The sequence below is a fragment of the Microbacterium sp. Soil_N32 genome (assembly GCF_057655505.1).
The window spans coordinates 1236983-1253542 of record NZ_JBDGME010000019.1; the positions used below are offsets into that span (position 1 = coordinate 1236983).

General features: G+C 67.6%; 18 protein-coding genes and 3 tRNA genes. 6 read left to right on the forward strand and 15 right to left on the reverse strand.

All coding sequences use genetic code 11. From position 1 onward, the window contains the following. Window positions 1-5: 5 nt before the first annotated feature. Together AC3A3J_RS14080 and AC3A3J_RS14085 are read right to left on the reverse strand one after the other, a co-directional pair. Entirely contained in the window at window positions 6-1547 is a 1542-nt protein-coding gene (locus AC3A3J_RS14080) for an APC family permease (protein WP_487672861.1), read from the reverse strand. Between the two features lie 99 nt (window positions 1548-1646). Continuing rightward, complete coding sequence (locus AC3A3J_RS14085) at window positions 1647-2012, reverse strand: winged helix-turn-helix transcriptional regulator (RefSeq protein WP_487672862.1); 366 nt, start codon at window positions 2010-2012, stop codon at window positions 1647-1649. Window positions 2013-2106: 94 nt separating this feature from the next. Here AC3A3J_RS14085 and AC3A3J_RS14090 point away from each other — a divergent pair, with 94 nt between their 5' ends. From AC3A3J_RS14090 to AC3A3J_RS14100, 3 genes are all read left to right on the forward strand, one after another. Further along, window positions 2107-2958, forward strand: coding sequence for an SDR family oxidoreductase (locus AC3A3J_RS14090; protein WP_487672863.1), 852 nt, complete (start codon window positions 2107-2109; stop codon window positions 2956-2958). Between the two features lie 92 nt (window positions 2959-3050). Then, window positions 3051-3488: an SRPBCC family protein gene (locus AC3A3J_RS14095; RefSeq protein ID WP_487672864.1), complete on the forward strand. Its 438-nt coding sequence runs from the start codon at window positions 3051-3053 to the stop codon at window positions 3486-3488. A gap of 43 nt (window positions 3489-3531) precedes the next feature. Then, a complete protein-coding gene (locus tag AC3A3J_RS14100; protein WP_487672865.1) occupies window positions 3532-4665 on the forward strand; it encodes an FUSC family protein in 1134 nt (377 codons plus the stop codon). A 249-nt stretch (window positions 4666-4914) separates the two neighbouring features. Here the strand turns inward: AC3A3J_RS14100 and AC3A3J_RS14105 are convergent, their stop codons facing one another. The 4 genes from AC3A3J_RS14105 to AC3A3J_RS14120 form a co-directional block, all read right to left on the reverse strand. After that, window positions 4915-5568 (reverse strand): hypothetical protein, encoded by a 654-nt coding sequence (locus tag AC3A3J_RS14105; protein WP_487672866.1) that lies wholly within the window; start codon window positions 5566-5568, stop codon window positions 4915-4917. Between the two features lie 274 nt (window positions 5569-5842). Next, window positions 5843-6775 carry a sce7725 family protein gene (locus AC3A3J_RS14110; RefSeq protein ID WP_487672867.1) on the reverse strand — a complete coding sequence of 311 codons (933 nt, stop codon included), beginning with the start codon at window positions 6773-6775 and terminating at the stop codon, window positions 5843-5845. Window positions 6776-6826: 51 nt separating this feature from the next. Beyond that, entirely contained in the window at window positions 6827-7699 is an 873-nt protein-coding gene (locus AC3A3J_RS14115; protein ID WP_487672868.1) for a sce7726 family protein, read from the reverse strand. A gap of 145 nt (window positions 7700-7844) precedes the next feature. Continuing rightward, the gene (locus AC3A3J_RS14120) at window positions 7845-8258 is read right to left on the reverse strand and encodes a hypothetical protein (RefSeq protein WP_487672869.1); all 414 of its coding nucleotides are present in this window, start codon (window positions 8256-8258) and stop codon (window positions 7845-7847) included. Window positions 8259-8282: 24 nt separating this feature from the next. Here AC3A3J_RS14120 and AC3A3J_RS14125 point away from each other — a divergent pair, with 24 nt between their 5' ends. Together AC3A3J_RS14125 and AC3A3J_RS14130 are read left to right on the forward strand one after the other, a co-directional pair. After that, window positions 8283-8615: a hypothetical protein gene (locus AC3A3J_RS14125; RefSeq protein WP_487672870.1), complete on the forward strand. Its 333-nt coding sequence runs from the start codon at window positions 8283-8285 to the stop codon at window positions 8613-8615. Between the two features lie 187 nt (window positions 8616-8802). Further along, window positions 8803-9549, forward strand: a complete 747-nt coding sequence (locus tag AC3A3J_RS14130; RefSeq protein WP_487672871.1) for an FtsK/SpoIIIE domain-containing protein — start codon at window positions 8803-8805, stop codon at window positions 9547-9549. A gap of 33 nt (window positions 9550-9582) precedes the next feature. Here AC3A3J_RS14130 and AC3A3J_RS14135 read toward each other — a convergent pair. The 7 genes from AC3A3J_RS14135 to AC3A3J_RS14165 all read right to left on the reverse strand — a co-directional run bounded on the left by AC3A3J_RS14135 (window position 9583) and on the right by AC3A3J_RS14165 (window position 14508). Beyond that, window positions 9583-9656: transfer RNA gene (locus AC3A3J_RS14135), tRNA-Met, on the reverse strand. A 34-nt stretch (window positions 9657-9690) separates the two neighbouring features. Next, window positions 9691-9762: transfer RNA gene (locus AC3A3J_RS14140), tRNA-Thr, on the reverse strand. A 68-nt stretch (window positions 9763-9830) separates the two neighbouring features. Next, on the reverse strand, window positions 9831-11078 hold the full coding sequence (locus AC3A3J_RS14145; protein WP_487672872.1) for a M23 family metallopeptidase: 1248 nt from the start codon (window positions 11076-11078) through the stop codon (window positions 9831-9833). Between the two features lie 121 nt (window positions 11079-11199). After that, complete coding sequence (locus tag AC3A3J_RS14150; RefSeq protein ID WP_487672873.1) at window positions 11200-11997, reverse strand: inositol monophosphatase family protein; 798 nt, start codon at window positions 11995-11997, stop codon at window positions 11200-11202. Further along, window positions 11994-13058, reverse strand: coding sequence for a hypothetical protein (locus AC3A3J_RS14155; protein WP_487672874.1), 1065 nt, complete (start codon window positions 13056-13058; stop codon window positions 11994-11996). Before AC3A3J_RS14155 ends, AC3A3J_RS14150 begins: the two co-directional genes overlap by 4 nt. A gap of 115 nt (window positions 13059-13173) precedes the next feature. Continuing rightward, a complete protein-coding gene (locus AC3A3J_RS14160) occupies window positions 13174-13971 on the reverse strand; it encodes an enoyl-CoA hydratase/isomerase family protein (protein WP_487672875.1) in 798 nt (265 codons plus the stop codon). Window positions 13972-14016: 45 nt separating this feature from the next. Beyond that, window positions 14017-14508 (reverse strand): FBP domain-containing protein, encoded by a 492-nt coding sequence (locus AC3A3J_RS14165; protein WP_487672876.1) that lies wholly within the window; start codon window positions 14506-14508, stop codon window positions 14017-14019. A 100-nt stretch (window positions 14509-14608) separates the two neighbouring features. Here AC3A3J_RS14165 and AC3A3J_RS14170 point away from each other — a divergent pair, with 100 nt between their 5' ends. Beyond that, window positions 14609-15367: an SDR family NAD(P)-dependent oxidoreductase gene (locus tag AC3A3J_RS14170; protein WP_487672877.1), complete on the forward strand. Its 759-nt coding sequence runs from the start codon at window positions 14609-14611 to the stop codon at window positions 15365-15367. Between the two features lie 40 nt (window positions 15368-15407). Here the strand turns inward: AC3A3J_RS14170 and AC3A3J_RS14175 are convergent. Continuing rightward, window positions 15408-15492, reverse strand: a tRNA-Tyr gene (locus tag AC3A3J_RS14175). 86 nt (window positions 15493-15578) lie between these two features. Further along, window positions 15579-16505, reverse strand: coding sequence for a PfkB family carbohydrate kinase (locus AC3A3J_RS14180; RefSeq protein WP_487672878.1), 927 nt, complete (start codon window positions 16503-16505; stop codon window positions 15579-15581). Window positions 16506-16560 lie beyond the last annotated feature (55 nt).

Sequence of the window (16560 nt, forward strand, 5' to 3'; positions counted from 1 at the left end):
GCGCGTCAGATGCCGCCGTCGATCGATCGGATCGTCGCCGACGGCTCGTCCGGCACCATGACCTGCGTGTCGCGGTTGAGGCTCTCGCCGCGGAAGAACCGCTTCGACCGCGGGAAGAGGTACCAGAGCACCATCAGCACGAGACCGATCGCGAGCGAGCCGATGCCGATCACGAACGTGCCGCCGATGCCGAAGAGCACCGTGTAGCCGTAGTCCACGTCGTACATGTCGATCGCCGACTGCACGAAGGCGCCGGTCAACAGCAGGCCCCCGACGAGGGGGAAGAGCCCCTTGAAGAAGAAGTCCCGCGCCGAGCGGAAGATGTCGGCGCGGAAGTACCAGACGCACGCGAACCCGGTGATGGCGTAGTAGAAGGCGATCGCGAGGCCCAGGGACAGGATGGAGTCCTGCAGGATGTTGTCGCTGATGAGCGTCATGCCGACGTAGTAGAGCGACGCGACGACGCCCATCACGATGGTCGAGAACGAGGGCGTGCGGTAGACGGGATGCACCTGCTTGAACCGGGCGGGCAGGGCCCGGTACACGCCCATGGCGAGCGTGCCGCGGGCAGTCGGCAGGATGGTCGTCTGCGTCGACGAGATGGCCGAGATGATCACCGACACCACCAGCACCCACCCGAAGGGTCCGAGCAGGCCGTCTTTGATCGCCAGGAAGAAGTCGTCGGCGTTCGCCTCGTTGCCGAGCCCCGTCCCGTCCTCGCCGAGGCCGGCGTACATCATCGCGGCGATGGTGACCCCGACGTAGGTGAAGAGGAGGATGACCGTGGTGAGGAGGGCGGCGCGACCCGGGATGCGCTGCGGATCCTTCGTCTCCTCGTTGAGCGCGAGACAGGTGTCCCAGCCCCAGTAGATGAACAGCGCGAGCAGGATGGCCTCGGTGAAGCCCGACCAGTCGGAGAAGCCGAACGGGTTGAGCCATGCGATGTCGAACGGCGTGGGGTTCGGGGCGGTGCCGGTGAAGAACTGCCAGAGTGCGGCGACGACGAAGATCGCCAGCGCCAGGTACTGGATCGCCAGCAGGATGTTCTGGATGCGCTCGCCGATCTCGACGCCGCGCCAGCTGACCCAGGTCATAGCGGCGATGAAGGCGACGGCGACCACGACGACGCGCCAGTCGTCGTTCGCGAGATCCTGGCCGATCAGCGACCAGAAGTAGACCGAGGCGATCTGCGCGAGGTTCGCGAGCACGACCATGCCGGCGACCGCGACGCCCCACCCGCCCATCCAGCCCACCCAGGGGCCGAACGCCTTGGTCCCCCACGTGAAGGTGGTGCCGCAGTCGGGCACCGCATTGTTCAGCTCGCGGTAAGCGAAGGCGATGAGCAGCATCGGCACGAAGGCGATGATGAACGCGATCGGGGCCTGCGCGCCCACCGCCAGCACGACGAAGCCGAGCGTCGCCACGAGCGAGTACACGGGCGCGGTGGATGCCAGACCGATGACGGTCGATCCCCAGAGCCCCAGGGTCCCCGCCGCCAGTCCCTTGCCGTCCGGCCTTTCCCAGTGGATGGGCGTCGTTGCTGCCATGCTCAGACAGTAGGGCTATCGCGGTTATCGCGTCAATGACTTTCTGTTCGCCACTGATTCCGCTTCCCTATCTATCTCAGACGACGGATTCCGCAGGTCTCAGTGACGGCCGAGCATATCGTCGGAGTGCTCGGCCACCCACGCCATGAGAGGGAGCATGCGCTCCATCAGATCGCGCCCGAGCGGGGTGAGGCTGTACTCCACGTGCGGCGGGACCGACGGGTAGGCCTCGCGGTGCACCAAGCCGTCGTCGGCGAGCGTGCGCAGCGTCGACGCGAGCATCTTCTCGCTGATGCCATCGACCTCGCGGCGCAGTTCACCCCAGCGGCGCGTGCCGTCCGACAGGGAGGAGAGCACCAGCACGCCCCATTTGCTCATGATGTGGTCGAGCACGACGCGGGTACTGCATCCCTGCTCGAAGATGGACGGCGCACTTTCGCGGATCTGCGCATAACTGACGACCATGTGGGTACCTTACTTCAAAGTGGGTACCCCCGAGCCGGAAGGTATCGCGATGCCGCGCGGTTACGGATGCTGTCATCCCTACGAAAGGAACCCCATGGCCATCCTCGTCACCGGCGCGACCGGACATCTCGGTCGCCTCGTCATCGACAGCCTCCTCGCCCGCGGCGCCTCCCCCGACGACGTCGTCGCCGGCGTGCGCGACCTCGCACGGGCATCCGATCTCGTCGACCGCGGGGTGCGCGCGGTCGTCGTCGACTACGACCGACCCGAGACGATCGCGGATGCGCTGCACGGCATCGACAGCGTGCTCCTCGTCTCGGGGTCCGAGGTCGGCCGTCGGGTCGACCAGCACCGTGCGGTCATCGACGCCGCGGCCGCCGCCGGCGTGACCAAGCTCGTCTACACGAGCGCCCCGAAAGCGACGACCAGCGATCTGGTGCTCGCCCCCGAGCACAAGGCGACGGAGGAGCTCATCGCGGCGTCGGGAGTGCCCGCGGTCATCCTGCGCAACAACTGGTACACCGAGAACTACGCCGGCACCGTCGAGCAGGCACGCGCGACTGGCGCGTTCGCGGCCAGCGTGGGCGACGGTCGCGTCGCCTCGGCGAGCCGACGCGACTTCGCAGAGGCCGCCGCCGTCGTGCTGCGCGAAGACGGACACATCGGACAGGTGTACGAGCTCGGCGGCGACGTGGCCTGGAACTACGACGAGCTCGCGGCCGCCGTCTCCGAGGTCGTCGGCTCTCCGGTCGAGTACCGCCGCGTCACGGCGGACGAGCACCTCGCCCTGCTCGCCGAGGCCGGGCTGGACGAGGGCACCGCCGGCTTCGTCGTGGCGCTCGACGCCGGTATCGCCGGCGGCGCCCTCGCCGACAGCGACGGAACGCTGTCCCGCCTAATCGGGCGGCCGACCACGCCGCTCGTCGAGGGCCTCCGAGCGCTCTGAAGCGCGCTTCGGGCGGGTCGGGCCTCTGACGCCCGACCCGCCGTTCGTCAAGCCCCTGGGGTGCGCGATGCCCTCCCCGCACGATGGGACGCATGGCCAAGAACGTGCGAACCATGGACTGCCGCCCCGCAGACGTCTTCACGGTGCTCGAGAACGGATGGCTCTACCCCTCGTGGGTGGTGGGCGCGTCGCGCATGCGCGACGTCGAGGCGACGTGGCCCCAGGAGGGCTCGAAGCTGCATCATTCGGTGGGTGTGTGGCCCGCGCTGCTCAACGACAGCACGCTCGTGGAGGTGTGGGACCCGCCGCGTCGCATGGTCATCCGCGCGAAGGGGTGGCCGATCGGCGAGGCGCGCGTCACATTGCGCGTGCGGCCGTGGGGAGAAGGCTCGATGGTGCGCATCGACGAGGAACCCGTGAAGGGGCCGGCGACGCTGGTGCCCGGCTTCCTGGCGGCTCCCATGCTGAAGTTTCGGAACGCGGAGACCCTCAACCGTCTCGCCTTCCTCGCCGAAGGGCACGCCCGATGAGGGTCGAGAGGGCGCGGCGCGAGCCCGGGTTCCGCCACCGCTGATGCGTCGAATCCTCCCCTCCCTCAGCTCCGGGGTGCGTGCGGCGGTGGGACCCGCACGACTGCTGCTCGTCGCAAAGACCGCGATCGCCGTGGGACTCGCGTGGACCATCGCGCCGCACATGCCCGGCGTCGTCGACGAGTACCCGTACTACGCGCCGCTCGGAGCGCTGGTGAGCATGTATCCCACCCTCATGGGATCCGCGAAGTCGAGCCTGCAGACCGTGCTGGGGCTGGCGGCCGGTATCGGACTCGCCAGCATCATCGTCCTGACCGTCGGCCCGACCTGGTGGTCGATCCCCCTCGTCGTCGCGTTGGGCGTGCTCGTCTCGGGCACCGGATGGTTCGGGGTCGGCCGCGAGTACGTGCCGATGGCGGCGCTGTTCGTGCTCATCATCGGCGGGCAGAACGCCGACGACTACTCCCTCGGATATCTGTCGCAGATGTCTGTGGGCGTCGTGATCGGACTCATCGTCAACGTCGCGATCGCGCCGGCTCCACTGACCGCGCAGGCGGCGGCGCAGCTGGAGAGCTTCCGCGCGCGCCTCTCCGCGCATCTGCACGACATCGGCGACGCCGTGACCGACTCGTGGCCCCCGGAGCGACAGCAGTGGGCCGACGACGCCGTCTCGCTCGCCGAGACCTCGCGCTCGGTGCGCGCCGCGCTGGTCGAGGCCGACGAGAGCCTGCGCGGCAATCCGCGGGCGTGGCGGCGGCGGCCGTCGACCGACGACGCGCATGCGCAGCTCGAGGCGCTCGACCGGATCTCGCAGCAGATCCGCGACATCTCCGAGACGCTCGCCGACACGATCTGGGACCGCCCCGGCGCGATCGACCTCGATCCCGCGCTTCCCGAGCCGCTCGCCGCTGCCTGTCACGCCGTCGCGGACGCTCTGGTCGTCGACGACCGGGAGTCCGCCGAGGCGCATCGTGCACGCGCACACGCGGCCCGTGCCGTGCGCAGGCTCGTCGAGGCCGTCGACGAGACGACCCGTGCGGCTGGACGCACGATGGGCCCCGGCGTGCTGGCGGCGATGCACCTCCGTCGCATCCTGATCCTCAGTCGGCCGCGTACGGGCGAAAGCCCGGCGGATGCCCCGGAGGCCGAGGAGCCCCGGGCCGACGACCGGGGATGAGTGCTGCGGCCGGTGCGTGCAGACCGGGCGCCCCAGGCAGATACGACAAAACCCCCGGGAGACCGGGGGTTTCATTCTGTAGCAGGAGCGGGGCTTGAACCCGCGACCTCACGATTATGAGTTACATGCGGTGGGCTGGTAGGTGCCGGTTGGTCGCCGATTGCCGCGCGATTCCGCGGATGGTGTCATCTCTGGTCACGGCTGGTTGAAGGTAGTTTCAGCGGAGCTACCGGCACAAAACCGGTACCCTCAAGGTTTCCGTCTGATGACCTCGGGAAGTGAACTGGTTGTCCGCGCCCACTCCGCAGCGTCAGCGGATACCCAGCCGAGCAATTCGAGGGCACGTGCAAAGTCCCCTGCCAGATCGCGGCTATGGATCGGTTCGTGGTGGGCCGCTCTGTTCCGCACAAAGTGAAGTTGCTGGAGGCTCGACTTAACCTCGCGTTGGCGCTGCCGCAGATCCCGAGCCCCATGCGGGAACGCACTGTGAGTCGCGGGGATCCAGAGTGAGGTGAGGTAGCGAGACTCCACGAGGTACCGCCAGAATCCCAACGTTAGTTCGGCGATCACTCTGCCGTGCACTTCGGCACGGCGACCCTTCTGGGTTGCACGGCTTCGGGCTTTAACAACATCAGCGCGCCCCTGTGGGTCCAACGGCACTCTGTCGAACCAAGCGCTCCCGGGGTGCTTGGTTTTCACCCACTGCTGGAGCTCTCGATCAAGCGCATTCCGGACCACGACTTCGACGATCCCGGTGAGTTCCATGACGCTGGCCGCCGCGGCCATGTTCCACTCGTACAGCCGGATCGCGTCGTCGACACTGCTAGACACCCTGAGATAGGAGTCGAGCCTCTCGGCAGTCAGCAGCGGTAGAAGTCTCGAGCGATCAAGTGGCTCCGGCATGCTGCGATCCCTCTAGGTTGACATCAGAAAGAGAATCCGTATGCTTATATGCGAAGACCCCGGAACGATCCCTGACTCCCGTCACATCGCCGGGGTTTCGTCTTTGCACCCGCGGACTAGACTCCCGGCCCTTGGGTGCTTCGCGTGACGGAGTCACCGGGAGTCTAGTCCGCGGGTGCTGTAGTCGAGCTAGGCGCGCCGACATATCTGCAAACTCGGATTGTGCGAATACGCGATCGCTACCGGCTACAACCTACCAACCAAGGATCTGAATCTAAAGCCCTAGATGCTTCGCGACGGTATACAGGTGATGCGAGACCTGCTGACGCTTGTTTCCGGAAAGGTTCGTATAGTTGCCGGACGCACGTTGCGTTTCGTAGCTAGTGAGTCCGGGAGACAGTTCAAAACGAGAGGGTGTCGCCGTGCGCTGGCGCTGAATATCACTCAGAACTTCTCGGAATTTGGTCGCTTGGGGATCGGTCTGCTCATCAGTTGCAGACACAAAGTGCTGAATCCACAGATCGGAACCGAGCTCAAACGTCAGGTGAATCGCGATAGCTCCGACCGGCCCGCCTCCATCCTTGAAGGCCCCGGGAAGCATGGTGAAATCGGAGAAGCCTCGGCGACCCGCCGCGCTCCATGAGGTGTGATTGTTTCCGAGCCACTCCTCGCCAGAGTAGTCCTTGTTCCGGGCTTCGCTGCGGAAATTGTCACTCACGTCGACTGTTCGGTTGGCCCCGAGCGCGGCGAGATAGTTGGCAGAACTCGCAGTCGCCAGAAAGAAGACAGTGTAGTCCGAACCGGAAAGGGCCGTCGAAAGATCCCCAGGTGCGAACTTGCTTGTTGCCAACACGATTCCGATCTTGCGACCTGGGTATGTGGCGACGAAACCCGCGATGTCCTTGAGGGTCGTAGTTGCCGTCTCCTTGAACGTGGGGTAGACCACCGGGTCGGCGAGTGTTGCGGCGAAGTCGCTCTGCCACGCGGCTTCGGCAGTCGCCTTCGAAAGCTTGCCCTGGTGTGGATTCACGATGACGTAGGCGGCCAGCGCTTTCGACTTAAGGTCGGAAAGAGTGGCAATGAGTTTTGCGGCTGGCTCAACCGGCTCGATGAGTGGGACGATGCGCTGCGGGGAGCCGAAAATGGAAGAGACGTCAGAGATCGCGTTGAGTTCCGCCTGACGGCTGTAAAGGTACGGAAAGTACATAGGGGCTCCATCGCTCGATTGGCCTCATGATGGCCTAGCTGAGTCTCCGCGTCAAATCGCGGCGAGCACAGCTTCCACCGGCAAAGTCAACCGTTGCTCAACACGTGCCGCGCCGATCGCCGAAAGCTCACTTCCATATGCCAGCGCCCGAAGGCTTGGCGGGAAAGCGCTGCTCGTCACCAGCCGTCGAGCGCTGACACTGCGTCCCTTGAGTTCTTCGATAGTCGCCGTGTGCGCTTGCTCACAAGGAAGCGTGGCGAAGATCTCATACATCTCATCGCGTGCAAAACCAGGGGCCGCGACTGACCTATGCCCCGTCTGCTTGAAGATGAGCGATTTTGCTTCGCTCGTTCGCAGAAGACGGAAGAGGTCGGCGTGGTGCAGACTTGCAAGGTTCGATGAGGCGGGGCGAACGACAGACAAGGAGCCGCGTCGACGGAGTGCTAGAAGCCCGACCGTTCCTGGGACGAGGCGCTCCGCCGACTCCACCCTTCGCTCGGAAACGACAACGTATACGTATTCGGCGTGACGACTGTAGTCCGCGAGTTGCGCGGGTAGCCGCGCAAAGGAATCTAGGTCGGTCTTCACCTCGTAAACAGTTGAAGTTCCGTTGAGTATCAGGAGATCGGCGACCGATGAACCCATCGGCTGCTCGAGTAGGGCCGAGGCTGTGGATGGCGAGTGCTTACCGACAATGATCTTCGAGACGATTTCGTTCTTGAACGCGTACTCACTCGGATAGCTGGAGAGAAGGCGCGCGTGTGCTGCCTCAAACGCATCGGCGAGCAACGTCGAAGTTGACTCGTCCCTTGCGAGCAACCGAGACACCCGCTCGGCAGCAACGCCGATTTCTGCCTTAGCCAGTGCCTTGAACACTGCTGGGGAGAATGCGGCGGCCAGTGCGCGCAGATCGGAGTTGGGCACGGGGAGAGTCTAAGGCAGTCGATGACGGTGTCGGCTGAGGAGCGCCCGGACCGCAGCGCAGCGAGTGGCGGACGCACCGCAAGTCGGACCCGTCCGGCCGGAGGCCGGGCTTGAACGAGTAAGGAAAGTTCTCACAGACCTGCGCTCATTCGTGCTGTCGAGGACACCTGTGGTGGAGCGGTAGATACATGGCCGCGGACACCGCTTGCCACTCGCTCGGCCTCGGCTGTGTGAGCGACGGGAAGGCTGAGCGTAGTGTTTCAGCGTCGGCGCTTCCGGCAATGAGTGCCTCAATCGCCTGCTGTGTACGTTCGTTGTACCTCCGCGCCAGCCCTTGCGCGTTCGTGTCTAGGGCCCCGGCGATGACAGCGGCCTTTGGACGCGGCACGTGGATGCGATGCGCATATGCGCTCAGCGCGCTGCGCAGGTCCTTCGAGGCAGACGCGAGCTTGTGTGCGGCGGAGATGCTGGCCGCCAATCCGGGCTCGACGTCGCTGTGGCTGGGGATCCGGGCGGCATGCAGGTTCCTCGTCTCCAGGCTGATCTTGAGTTCCAGCACCTCGATGAGGTCTAGGAGGACCAAATGGCACTCCAGACAGCGATCCCGGTGAGCTGCGAGGCGTACTTCCCTCGTGGCGCGTTCATGGTCGGAGAGATCGAGCCGGTCGTGAAGTGGTCTGACGACGGGGAACGTCAGGGCCAGGATCTGGACAAGAACACGGGGCACCCTCTGTGGCAGGTCCGCGTAATCGACGCCGACCCCGACGCACGTAAGGGGCAGAACGAAGTAACGGTGAAGATCTCGAGCATCACTGAGCCGTCGGCACCGCCGGAGGCGCAGGGGCTTCCGTTCCGGCCGGTGTTCTTCGAGGGGCTCTCCGTCACCCCGTACGCGAAGGAAGGGCAGGGATGTTGACGCGTACTTCTCGAAGCGTTGGAAGGCGAGCGTTTCCGACGGGATCCTCAGTTCTTGGACGGCGCTGGCGAGGAGTCTTCGGCTCGAAGTTCGCGGACTAGATGGCGGTGTCATCGTTGCGGGACTTAACGTGCCTGTCTGGGAAGGGTGGACCTGTCTCTTCCGTGTCCACCTTCCTCCAGGCCTCGTGAAGGAGGACCTGGTCTCGGCATCCGAGCACATTGCCCAGGCGTTCGGTGCTATCCGGGCCTCAGTCGAAGGCGATCGTCTCGACGCGCTTGTGATGCGGATTGACTACACCGTTCCCCTCGCAGAATCCTTCTGGTTCCCGCTCGGCGCCCCCTGGGATGGCCACAGCGTGCCGAGGGGACTGGCCGAGGACGGATCTGAACGGCGACTTCCTCTTGGTCCACACACGCTCGTCGCAGGGGCATCAGGGAGCGGCAAGACATCCCTGGTCTGGGGACTGCTTCTCGGTCTCGCACAGCCGATCCGTGATGAATTCGTCGAGGTCTGGGGCATTGATCGCAAGGGCGGCATGGAGCTTGCGATGGGGCGTGAGATGCTCACTCGAGCCGCGGACGATGCTCAGCGATCTGTCGCACTCCTGGAAGAAGCAGTCGAGCAAATGCAAGCACGAGCTCGTTCGCTTGCTGGTCTGACGCGGCAGCATATCGCGACCACGGAGAGCCCGACCATCGTTGTACTGACCGACGAGTTAGCGGCGCTGACGGCCTACGAAACGGACCGGGACATGCTCCGGCGTGCGAACGCCGCGATTGCGACACTCGCCTCTCAGGGGCGCGCAGTCGGCTTCATCGTCTTCGCATGTCTTCAGGATCGGGGCGCGCGCAGCTGTGCTCGCCGACGCCTTACCGGCACAAAACCGGCACAGCCTCCGCCACGGCGCTTCCGAGCAGCCACCCGGATATGACAAAACCCCCGGGGAACCGGGGGTTTCATTCTGTAGCAGGAGCGGGGCTTGAACCCGCGACCTCACGATTATGAGTCGTGCGCTCTGACCAGCTGAGCTACCCTGCCGCGACGCATCCGCGTTCTGCAGGCGGTTGCTGCGAGCCCCGAGTCAGGATTGAACTGACGACCCCTTCCTTACCATGGAAGTGCTCTGCCACTGAGCTATCGGGGCGTGCTGCCCCTCGCGGGGCAACCACACGAGAATACCATCACTGTGGCGTCCTCATGAAATCGAGTCGGTCAATACTCGTATCGACCGGCGTTCGCCTTGAGCCACGGCATCGGGTCGATGGTCGAACCGTTGACGATGAGCTCGAAGTGCATGTGCGCGCCGTAGGAGCGGCCGGTGTTGCCGGTCTTCCCGATGACGGTGCCGACCGTGACCTTGTCGCCGGTCTGCACCTGCAGCGAGCCGTACTGCATGTGCGCGTAGTGGCTCGTGATGACCTCGCCGTCGATCACGTGATCGATGTAGACGGTGACACCGTAGGCGCCACCCTGCTCGGTGGCAATACGCACCGTTCCGTCAGCGATCGCCTGGACGGGTGCGCCGTTGCCGGGCACGAAGTCGATGCCCTCGTGCAGACGGCCGCTGCGCATGCCGTAGCCGTAGCTCATGCCCACACCCACAAGGAACGGCCACTGGATGGCGGCCTCGGGGTCGTTGGTGAAGATCTCGTTGGAGTAGTTGATGCCCTGCTCGGCGGCGACGTCGATCATCGAGATGGTGCTGAAGGCGTCGGACCGGGTGAGAGTCTCGTTCTTCACATCGGACGAGGTGACGAAGGCTTGGATCTCGTCGTCGGCGGCGGACTTCTTCGTGTCTGCCGCGACCAGCGACGTCGACGCCGTGGTGGTGCCCTGAACGGCGGCGACGGCCTCGGCGGGGAGGGTCATCGACACGGCGAGGAGGCCGGCGATCCCCATGACTCCGACGGTCGCGCCGAGAGTGACGACCTTGCGGAGGCGCGTGCGGCGACGGACGACGTGCGGCTTCGAGGCGGCGGCCTCATCGGCAGCGGCGGGGGACGCAGCGGCGTCGGTCGGGGCGGATGCCTCAGCGGCCCGCTCATCGGTCGAGGTCGCGGCGGGGCCGAACGCCGATCCGCGCAGCGCGGCGCATGCCTGCTCGAACGCGTCGACGAGGCTGCTCTCCGCCCCGGCGGGGGCGTCGACCGGCGCAGCGGTCTCTGCGTCGGGGACGTCGGCCGGCTCGGGGCTGGGCGTCTCGAGGACGCCGACGTTCTCGATCTCGTCGACGACGTCTTCGCTCGGCGCAACGGCCGGCGGGGTCATCGAGGTGGCGAGGGCGGCGGCGATGAGTCGCTCGCGTGCGGCTCGACGGGAGGTCGGCGAGGCGGAGGGCTCGGACGAGGATGCTGTCGCGTGCGTCGTCGCTCCCGCCGCGGGGGCCTCGACGGCCGCAGTGCGGAGTCGGCTGGAGCGGCGCGTGGGCGCGGAGTCAGCCTGGGGATTCTCGAAGGGCAAAACGATTCTCTCGGGGTCGTACGTCAAGCTCGGGGGGCTCGTCTGTTCTCCCACCTTCGGGTGGTGAAAGTAACGATCGGATAAACCCTACCCTGCAGCGGCTGGGAAAGCCATGAGTTCTTCAACTTTGGACGATCCTCGCCAGGATCGCGTCGTGCAACGCCGGGGCGCCGGCCACCAGCAGCGGGCGCGAGGTGTCGACGTCGGTCCGTGAGACGGTGCCGCCGGCCTCACGAACCAGCAGCGCGCCGGCAGCGAAGTCCCAGGGCTTGAGCCCGCACTCGAAGTAGCCGTCGAGCCGACCGGCCGCCACGTAGGCGAGGTCGAGCGCAGCCGCGCCCATGCGTCGCAGGTCACGCGCGATCGGCATGACCCGCCGCACGGTGGCGATGTCGCCATCGTGGGTCGCCGGGTCGTAACCGAACCCGGTGGCGAGCAGCGCGCCGGCCTCGTTCTGCGGCGACACCTCGAGACGGACGCCGTCGAGCCACGCCCCTTCGCCCGCCGACGCCGAGAACATCTCCTCGAGGGCCGGGGCGAACACGGCACCCGCGAGATGCTCCCACGTCGCCGGATCCACTCCCCCGCGCACGGCGGCGATGCTGACGTTGTAGGCGGGGATGCCCGCGGCGTAGTTCACCGTTCCGTCGATCGGGTCGACCACCCAGGTGATGCCGCTTTCGCCCGAGGAGGCGTCGGACTCCTCCCCCAGGAAGCCGTCGCGTGGACGCTCCTCCGACAGTCGACGGCGGATGAGCGCCTCGACCTCGCGGTCGGCCTCGGTGACGATGTCGGCGAGGGAGCTTTTGGTGGCCGCGAGACGCACGCCCTCGCGGCGGCGCCGTCGTGCCAGCTCGCCCGCCTCGCGCGCCACCTCGACCGCGAGGTCGCGAAGGGCGCGGGGGGTGTCCGCGCTCATCGCGGGGGCAGCGGAGCGGGCGGCGGCGGGAATGCCCCGGGCTCACCGGGCCTCGGCTCCGTCGACGGAGCGGGCTCGTGGTGCACGGGAGCCTCGGGGCGTGGCGGCACGGTCCGAGACGACGACGACTGCTGCGGCGGCTGCTGCGCCATCGGGGGCTGCTGCGGCCACGTGGGCTGCGCGGGTGCCGGCTGCGCCACGGCGTGTTGCGGATCCATGTAGGCCGTGGCGGGAGCGGGCGGCTCGGGCGCGACGGGGAACGCGGCCGCCGGTACCGCCGGGAGGGCGGCCTGGGCGGGGAATGGCGTGGGCTGCCCCGTGTAGTACGCGTTCCAGTCGGGCGATCCGTCGGGCAGCGCGGGGAGCGGGGTCACGCCGTCGGCGTACGTCGGCCAGGCCAGCGGGGCGCCGGCGTGCGGAGCCGCCGCGGCGGGCTTCTTCGGGGCGAACAGCGCGTTCAGCAGGGGCACGAGCGTGGTGCCCACCGCGGCGAGGATCGTGAGGGCGGTGACGATGCGCCAGTACAGCTCGGGGTAGTCGAAGTTGTCGGGGAACGTGAGGTAGAACACGAGCATCCCCACGAGCGCGCCGAGCAGCACCACCGTGACGATGTGGATCACTCGGTTGAAGGTGCTCGGATGGCGGTACGCCGCCGGGGTGAACAGCCGCACGTGCAGCAGGGCGAGCTGCAGGATGCCGACCACCAGCAGCAGCTGGAAGAAGCGTCCGGCACCGTCGAAGTAGTAGCCCTGCTCGGGAAGCCAGATCTTGAACGCTCCGACGATGAGCGCGAGGATCCACGTCACCATGCTCGTCAGGGCGAGCCAGTCCGGGCGCTTCGGCGCGAGGCTCGCCTCGAGGATCGCGATGCCGGCGAACGCGGCGAAGAGGACGATCGTGAGGAACGCGCGTCCGATCAGTCCGTCCTGGTCACCGATCAGCACCCACACGACGCACACGAGCGCGGCGGCGATCAGTGCGCCGATCGCGATCCAGATCGTACCCCGTATCAGCAGGGATGTGTTCTTCTTCTCGCTGGCCACGGTCTCCGGCTGGGACATGACGATCCTCTCGTTCGGCGGCGATGCCCTCATCCTGCCATGCGAGCCGCTCGCCGCGCGGCCGCACACCCGCCAGAGGAGGAACGCGCAGAGAACGAACGCTGTGGAGGACGAGTCAGTCCGCTCGCCGCGTCGACCCCGCCGCGAACGCGGCGATGCGGGCTTGCGCATCGGGGGTCTCGAGCGATGCACCGATCGTCTGCGCCTCGACCTCCAGCTGCTCGACGAAGGTGCGCTCGGGGCGCGTGCGCACGAGCTGCTTCGCGCGCCCGTAGGCCTCGGCCGCGCCCTGCAGCCAGAAGCGCGCCACCTCCTCGGCTCGCGCGCGCACGGCCGCCCGCTCGGTCTCGGCATCCGCTCCGGCGACCTGCTGGGCGACGAGTCCCCACTCCACGGCCTCGTCGGCCGAGAGCAGACGATCCTGCAACACGAGCTGGAGCGCACGGCGCTGGCCGACGGCCTGCGCGAGCTGCGCGGAGACGGAGAGATCGGGGGTCAGGCCGATGTTCGCGTACAGGCTGCCCAGTCGCGATCGCGACCCGACGACCGCGTAGTCGCTGCTGAGCAGGATGCCGAGGCCTCCGCCGGCGGTCGTGCCGTGCGCGGCGGCCACCACGGGCACGGCCGACTCGGTGAGAGACCGGATGCCCTCGTTGATGACCCGGGCCAGAGCCGTGATCTCGTCGCCGGAGCCCCCGCGCGACGCCATGTCGATCACGTCGCCTCCCGCGCAGAACGAGGGCCCCGCGGCATCGATCAGCACCGCCCGCACGTCGTCGCGCCCGACCGCCTCCGCGGTCGCATCGCGCCATCCGTGCGCGAGGTCGGCGTTGAAGGCGTTCAGCCGTTCCGGCCGATTCAGTGTGAGGCGGGCCAGCCCCTCATCGACGGACAGCAGGATGGCATCGCTCATGGCATCTCCTTCGAGCACGGGACGGTGCCCTCAGCGTATCCGCGATCAGGACTGCTCCCACACGTGCGAGACGAATGTCTCCATGCGCCGTCGTGTGCCGTCGAGGCGGAAGTCGACCTGGCCCGCGGCGCGGATCTCGTTCGGCGCGAGGGGATGCGCCAGCCGCACATTGTCGTGGCACGACAGATCGGCGCACATGTAGGTGCCGAACGAGTTGCCCCGCTCCCCCGCCTCGCCCGCTCGACGGGCCGAGAAGAGGGTCACCTGGTTGCCGGGCTGCATGATTCGGCAGATGTTGCACATCCCCGAGCGGCTGCGCCCGGGATCCGAGGCGCGCAGCACCACCCCGACCACTCGGCCGTCGTGCGGGATGAGCACGTACCCGCGGCGCGAGGCGCCCGGGTCGCGCCAGGCGAAGAAGTCGAGGTAGTCCCAGTCGACGAGAAGGAAGTCGTGCGGCATCTCCATGATGCGCAGGTCCTCGGCATCCGCGTTCACGAACGAGGCACGGACGTCGGCTTCGGTGAGCGGTCGCATCCCTCCAGTCTAGGAAGTCCGCACCGGGGCCGGGGCCGAGCGCCGCGAGGCTGACCCGGCGCACGAGCCGACGGCCTAGCCTGGACGCGGAGGCACACACATGGCACACGCTCTCGTCACCGGGGCATCCCGTGGAATCGGACGGGCGACCGCGATCGCCCTCAGCGCGCGCGGCGACCGCGTGGCCGTGCACTACGGCCGAGACCGCGATGCGGCTGCGCAGACGCTGTCGATGCTGCAGGGCGAGGGCCACCACCTCGTGGGCGGCGACCTCGCCGACCCGCAGACGGCGAAGGACGTCGTCGATTCCGCCTCCACCGCCCTCGGCACCATCGACCTGCTGGTCAACAACGCCGCCACCGCACCGCGTGCGGAGACGTTCCACCGCATCGACGCTATCGACTACGCAGGGTGGCAGCGGGTGTGGCGGCGCATGATCGACGTCGACCTGCTCGCCGCCGCGAACGTCACCTACCTCGTCGCCGCCGCGCTGATCACGGCGAAGCGTCCGGGCACCGTCGTCAACGTCGGTTCTCGCGGCGCCACCCGCGGCGAGCCCGACTTCCCCGCCTACGGTGCGGCGAAAGCCGGGCTGCACGCCTTCGGCCAGTCGATGGCCGTGGCACTCGCGCCGCACGGCATCTCGGTCGCGACCGTCGCCCCGGGGTTCGTGTCGACGGACCGGCAGCAGGAGCGCCTGGCCGGACCGGACGGCGACGCGGTTCGCGCGCAGAGTCCGTTCGGCCGGGTGGGCACCCCCGAGGAGGTCGCCGCGGCGATCCTCTACCTGAGCTCCCCCGAGGCGCAGTGGGCGTCGGGAGCCGTGCTCGACCTCAACGGCGCCTCGCACCTGCGGTGACGACGAAGCCCGGACCTCGCAGGAGGACCGGGCTTCTCGATGGTGGCGAGTGAGGGATTCGAACCCCCGAAGTCGAAGACGGCTGATTTACAGTCAGATCCCTTTGGCCACTTGGGTAACTCGCCAGAGCGCACCCGCCCGACTTGGACAGCCAACCGGGGGCACGAGAATCCATCATACCCGCCGAGGGCGGGCAGATGAAATCGAGCCATCAGCTGCCGAAGACGCCGCGTTCCGACTCCGCCAGCGACTCGGGCGTGCGCAGCAGGCCGCCCTCTGATCGGCAGGTGGCGGCGGCCACGTCCATCGCCCGCACGAGCAGCGCGCGCCAGTCGTCGGGCCCCTGCGGAGGTGCCGACACGAGCCCTGCGGCGACCGCAGCGAGGGTCGCATCGCCCGCGCCGACCGTGTCGACGATGCGCCCGGGCAGCTGCGAGATCGGGGCGGCGGCAATGCCGGCATCCGTCTCGATCACGGCGCCGTCGGCCCCGGCCGTCGCGAGCACCGCCGCCACACCGGAGTCGCGCAGGCGCGAGCGCAGTGCGTCGAGGTCGCCGTCGTAGAGCAGCGTCGCATCGTCGGCCCCGACCTTCACGAGCGCAGCCGACGCGGCGATGCGCTCGAAGCCGTGCACGAACGCCTCGCGGTCGCGCAGCATCCCCGCTCGAGGGTTCGGGTCGATCGCCAGACGAGAACCCGCCACGGCCTCTGCGAGGGCAGCGACCTCGTCGGCCTCGTCGAAGGGGAAGCAGCTGACCGCCACCAGCGCGGCCTCGGCGATGGCCCGGCGGGCTTCGTCGGAGTAACGGATGCTCCGGTTCTGCGCCGCCTCGTTGAAGACGTACTGCGGTTCGCCCGAGGCCGAACGCTCGACGATCGCGCGCGAGGAGCCGTGCGGGGCCTCCCCCGCGATCAGACGCACGCCGTGGTCGTCGAGGTACTCGCGGATGTGGTCGCCGGCCTCGTCGTCGCCGACCATGGCGATGAGGGTCGTCGGCACACCCAGGCGGCGCAGACCGACGGCGACGTTCAGCGCCGCGCCGCCCACCAGTTCACGGATGCCGGATGCGTCGCGGATCTCGTCGATCAGCGCGTCTCCGATGACGACGGCCGACGCCGGGGAAGTCTCAGTGCTCACCCGCCGACACTATCGCGCCGCGCGGATACGACGAAGGCCCCGGGCAGGAGCCCGG

What these genes read in the sequence shown, in the direction of transcription:
- AC3A3J_RS14080 (WP_487672861.1), bottom strand. Translation starts at nt 1,547, where the DNA reads ATGGCAGCAACGACGCCCATCCACTGGGAAAGGCCGGACGGCAAGGGA.
- AC3A3J_RS14085 (WP_487672862.1), bottom strand. Translation starts at nt 2,012, where the DNA reads ATGGTCGTCAGTTATGCGCAGATCCGCGAAAGTGCGCCGTCCATCTTC.
- AC3A3J_RS14090 (WP_487672863.1), top strand. Translation starts at nt 2,107, where the DNA reads ATGGCCATCCTCGTCACCGGCGCGACCGGACATCTCGGTCGCCTCGTC.
- AC3A3J_RS14095 (WP_487672864.1), top strand. Translation starts at nt 3,051, where the DNA reads ATGGCCAAGAACGTGCGAACCATGGACTGCCGCCCCGCAGACGTCTTC.
- AC3A3J_RS14100 (WP_487672865.1), top strand. Translation starts at nt 3,532, where the DNA reads ATGCGTCGAATCCTCCCCTCCCTCAGCTCCGGGGTGCGTGCGGCGGTG.
- AC3A3J_RS14105 (WP_487672866.1), bottom strand. Translation starts at nt 5,568, where the DNA reads ATGCCGGAGCCACTTGATCGCTCGAGACTTCTACCGCTGCTGACTGCC.
- AC3A3J_RS14110 (WP_487672867.1), bottom strand. Translation starts at nt 6,775, where the DNA reads ATGTACTTTCCGTACCTTTACAGCCGTCAGGCGGAACTCAACGCGATC.
- AC3A3J_RS14125 (WP_487672870.1), top strand. Translation starts at nt 8,283, where the DNA reads ATGGCACTCCAGACAGCGATCCCGGTGAGCTGCGAGGCGTACTTCCCT.
- AC3A3J_RS14150 (WP_487672873.1), bottom strand. Translation starts at nt 11,997, where the DNA reads ATGAGCGCGGACACCCCCCGCGCCCTTCGCGACCTCGCGGTCGAGGTG.
- AC3A3J_RS14155 (WP_487672874.1), bottom strand. Translation starts at nt 13,058, where the DNA reads ATGTCCCAGCCGGAGACCGTGGCCAGCGAGAAGAAGAACACATCCCTG.
- AC3A3J_RS14160 (WP_487672875.1), bottom strand. Translation starts at nt 13,971, where the DNA reads ATGAGCGATGCCATCCTGCTGTCCGTCGATGAGGGGCTGGCCCGCCTC.
- AC3A3J_RS14165 (WP_487672876.1), bottom strand. Translation starts at nt 14,508, where the DNA reads ATGCGACCGCTCACCGAAGCCGACGTCCGTGCCTCGTTCGTGAACGCG.
- AC3A3J_RS14170 (WP_487672877.1), top strand. Translation starts at nt 14,609, where the DNA reads ATGGCACACGCTCTCGTCACCGGGGCATCCCGTGGAATCGGACGGGCG.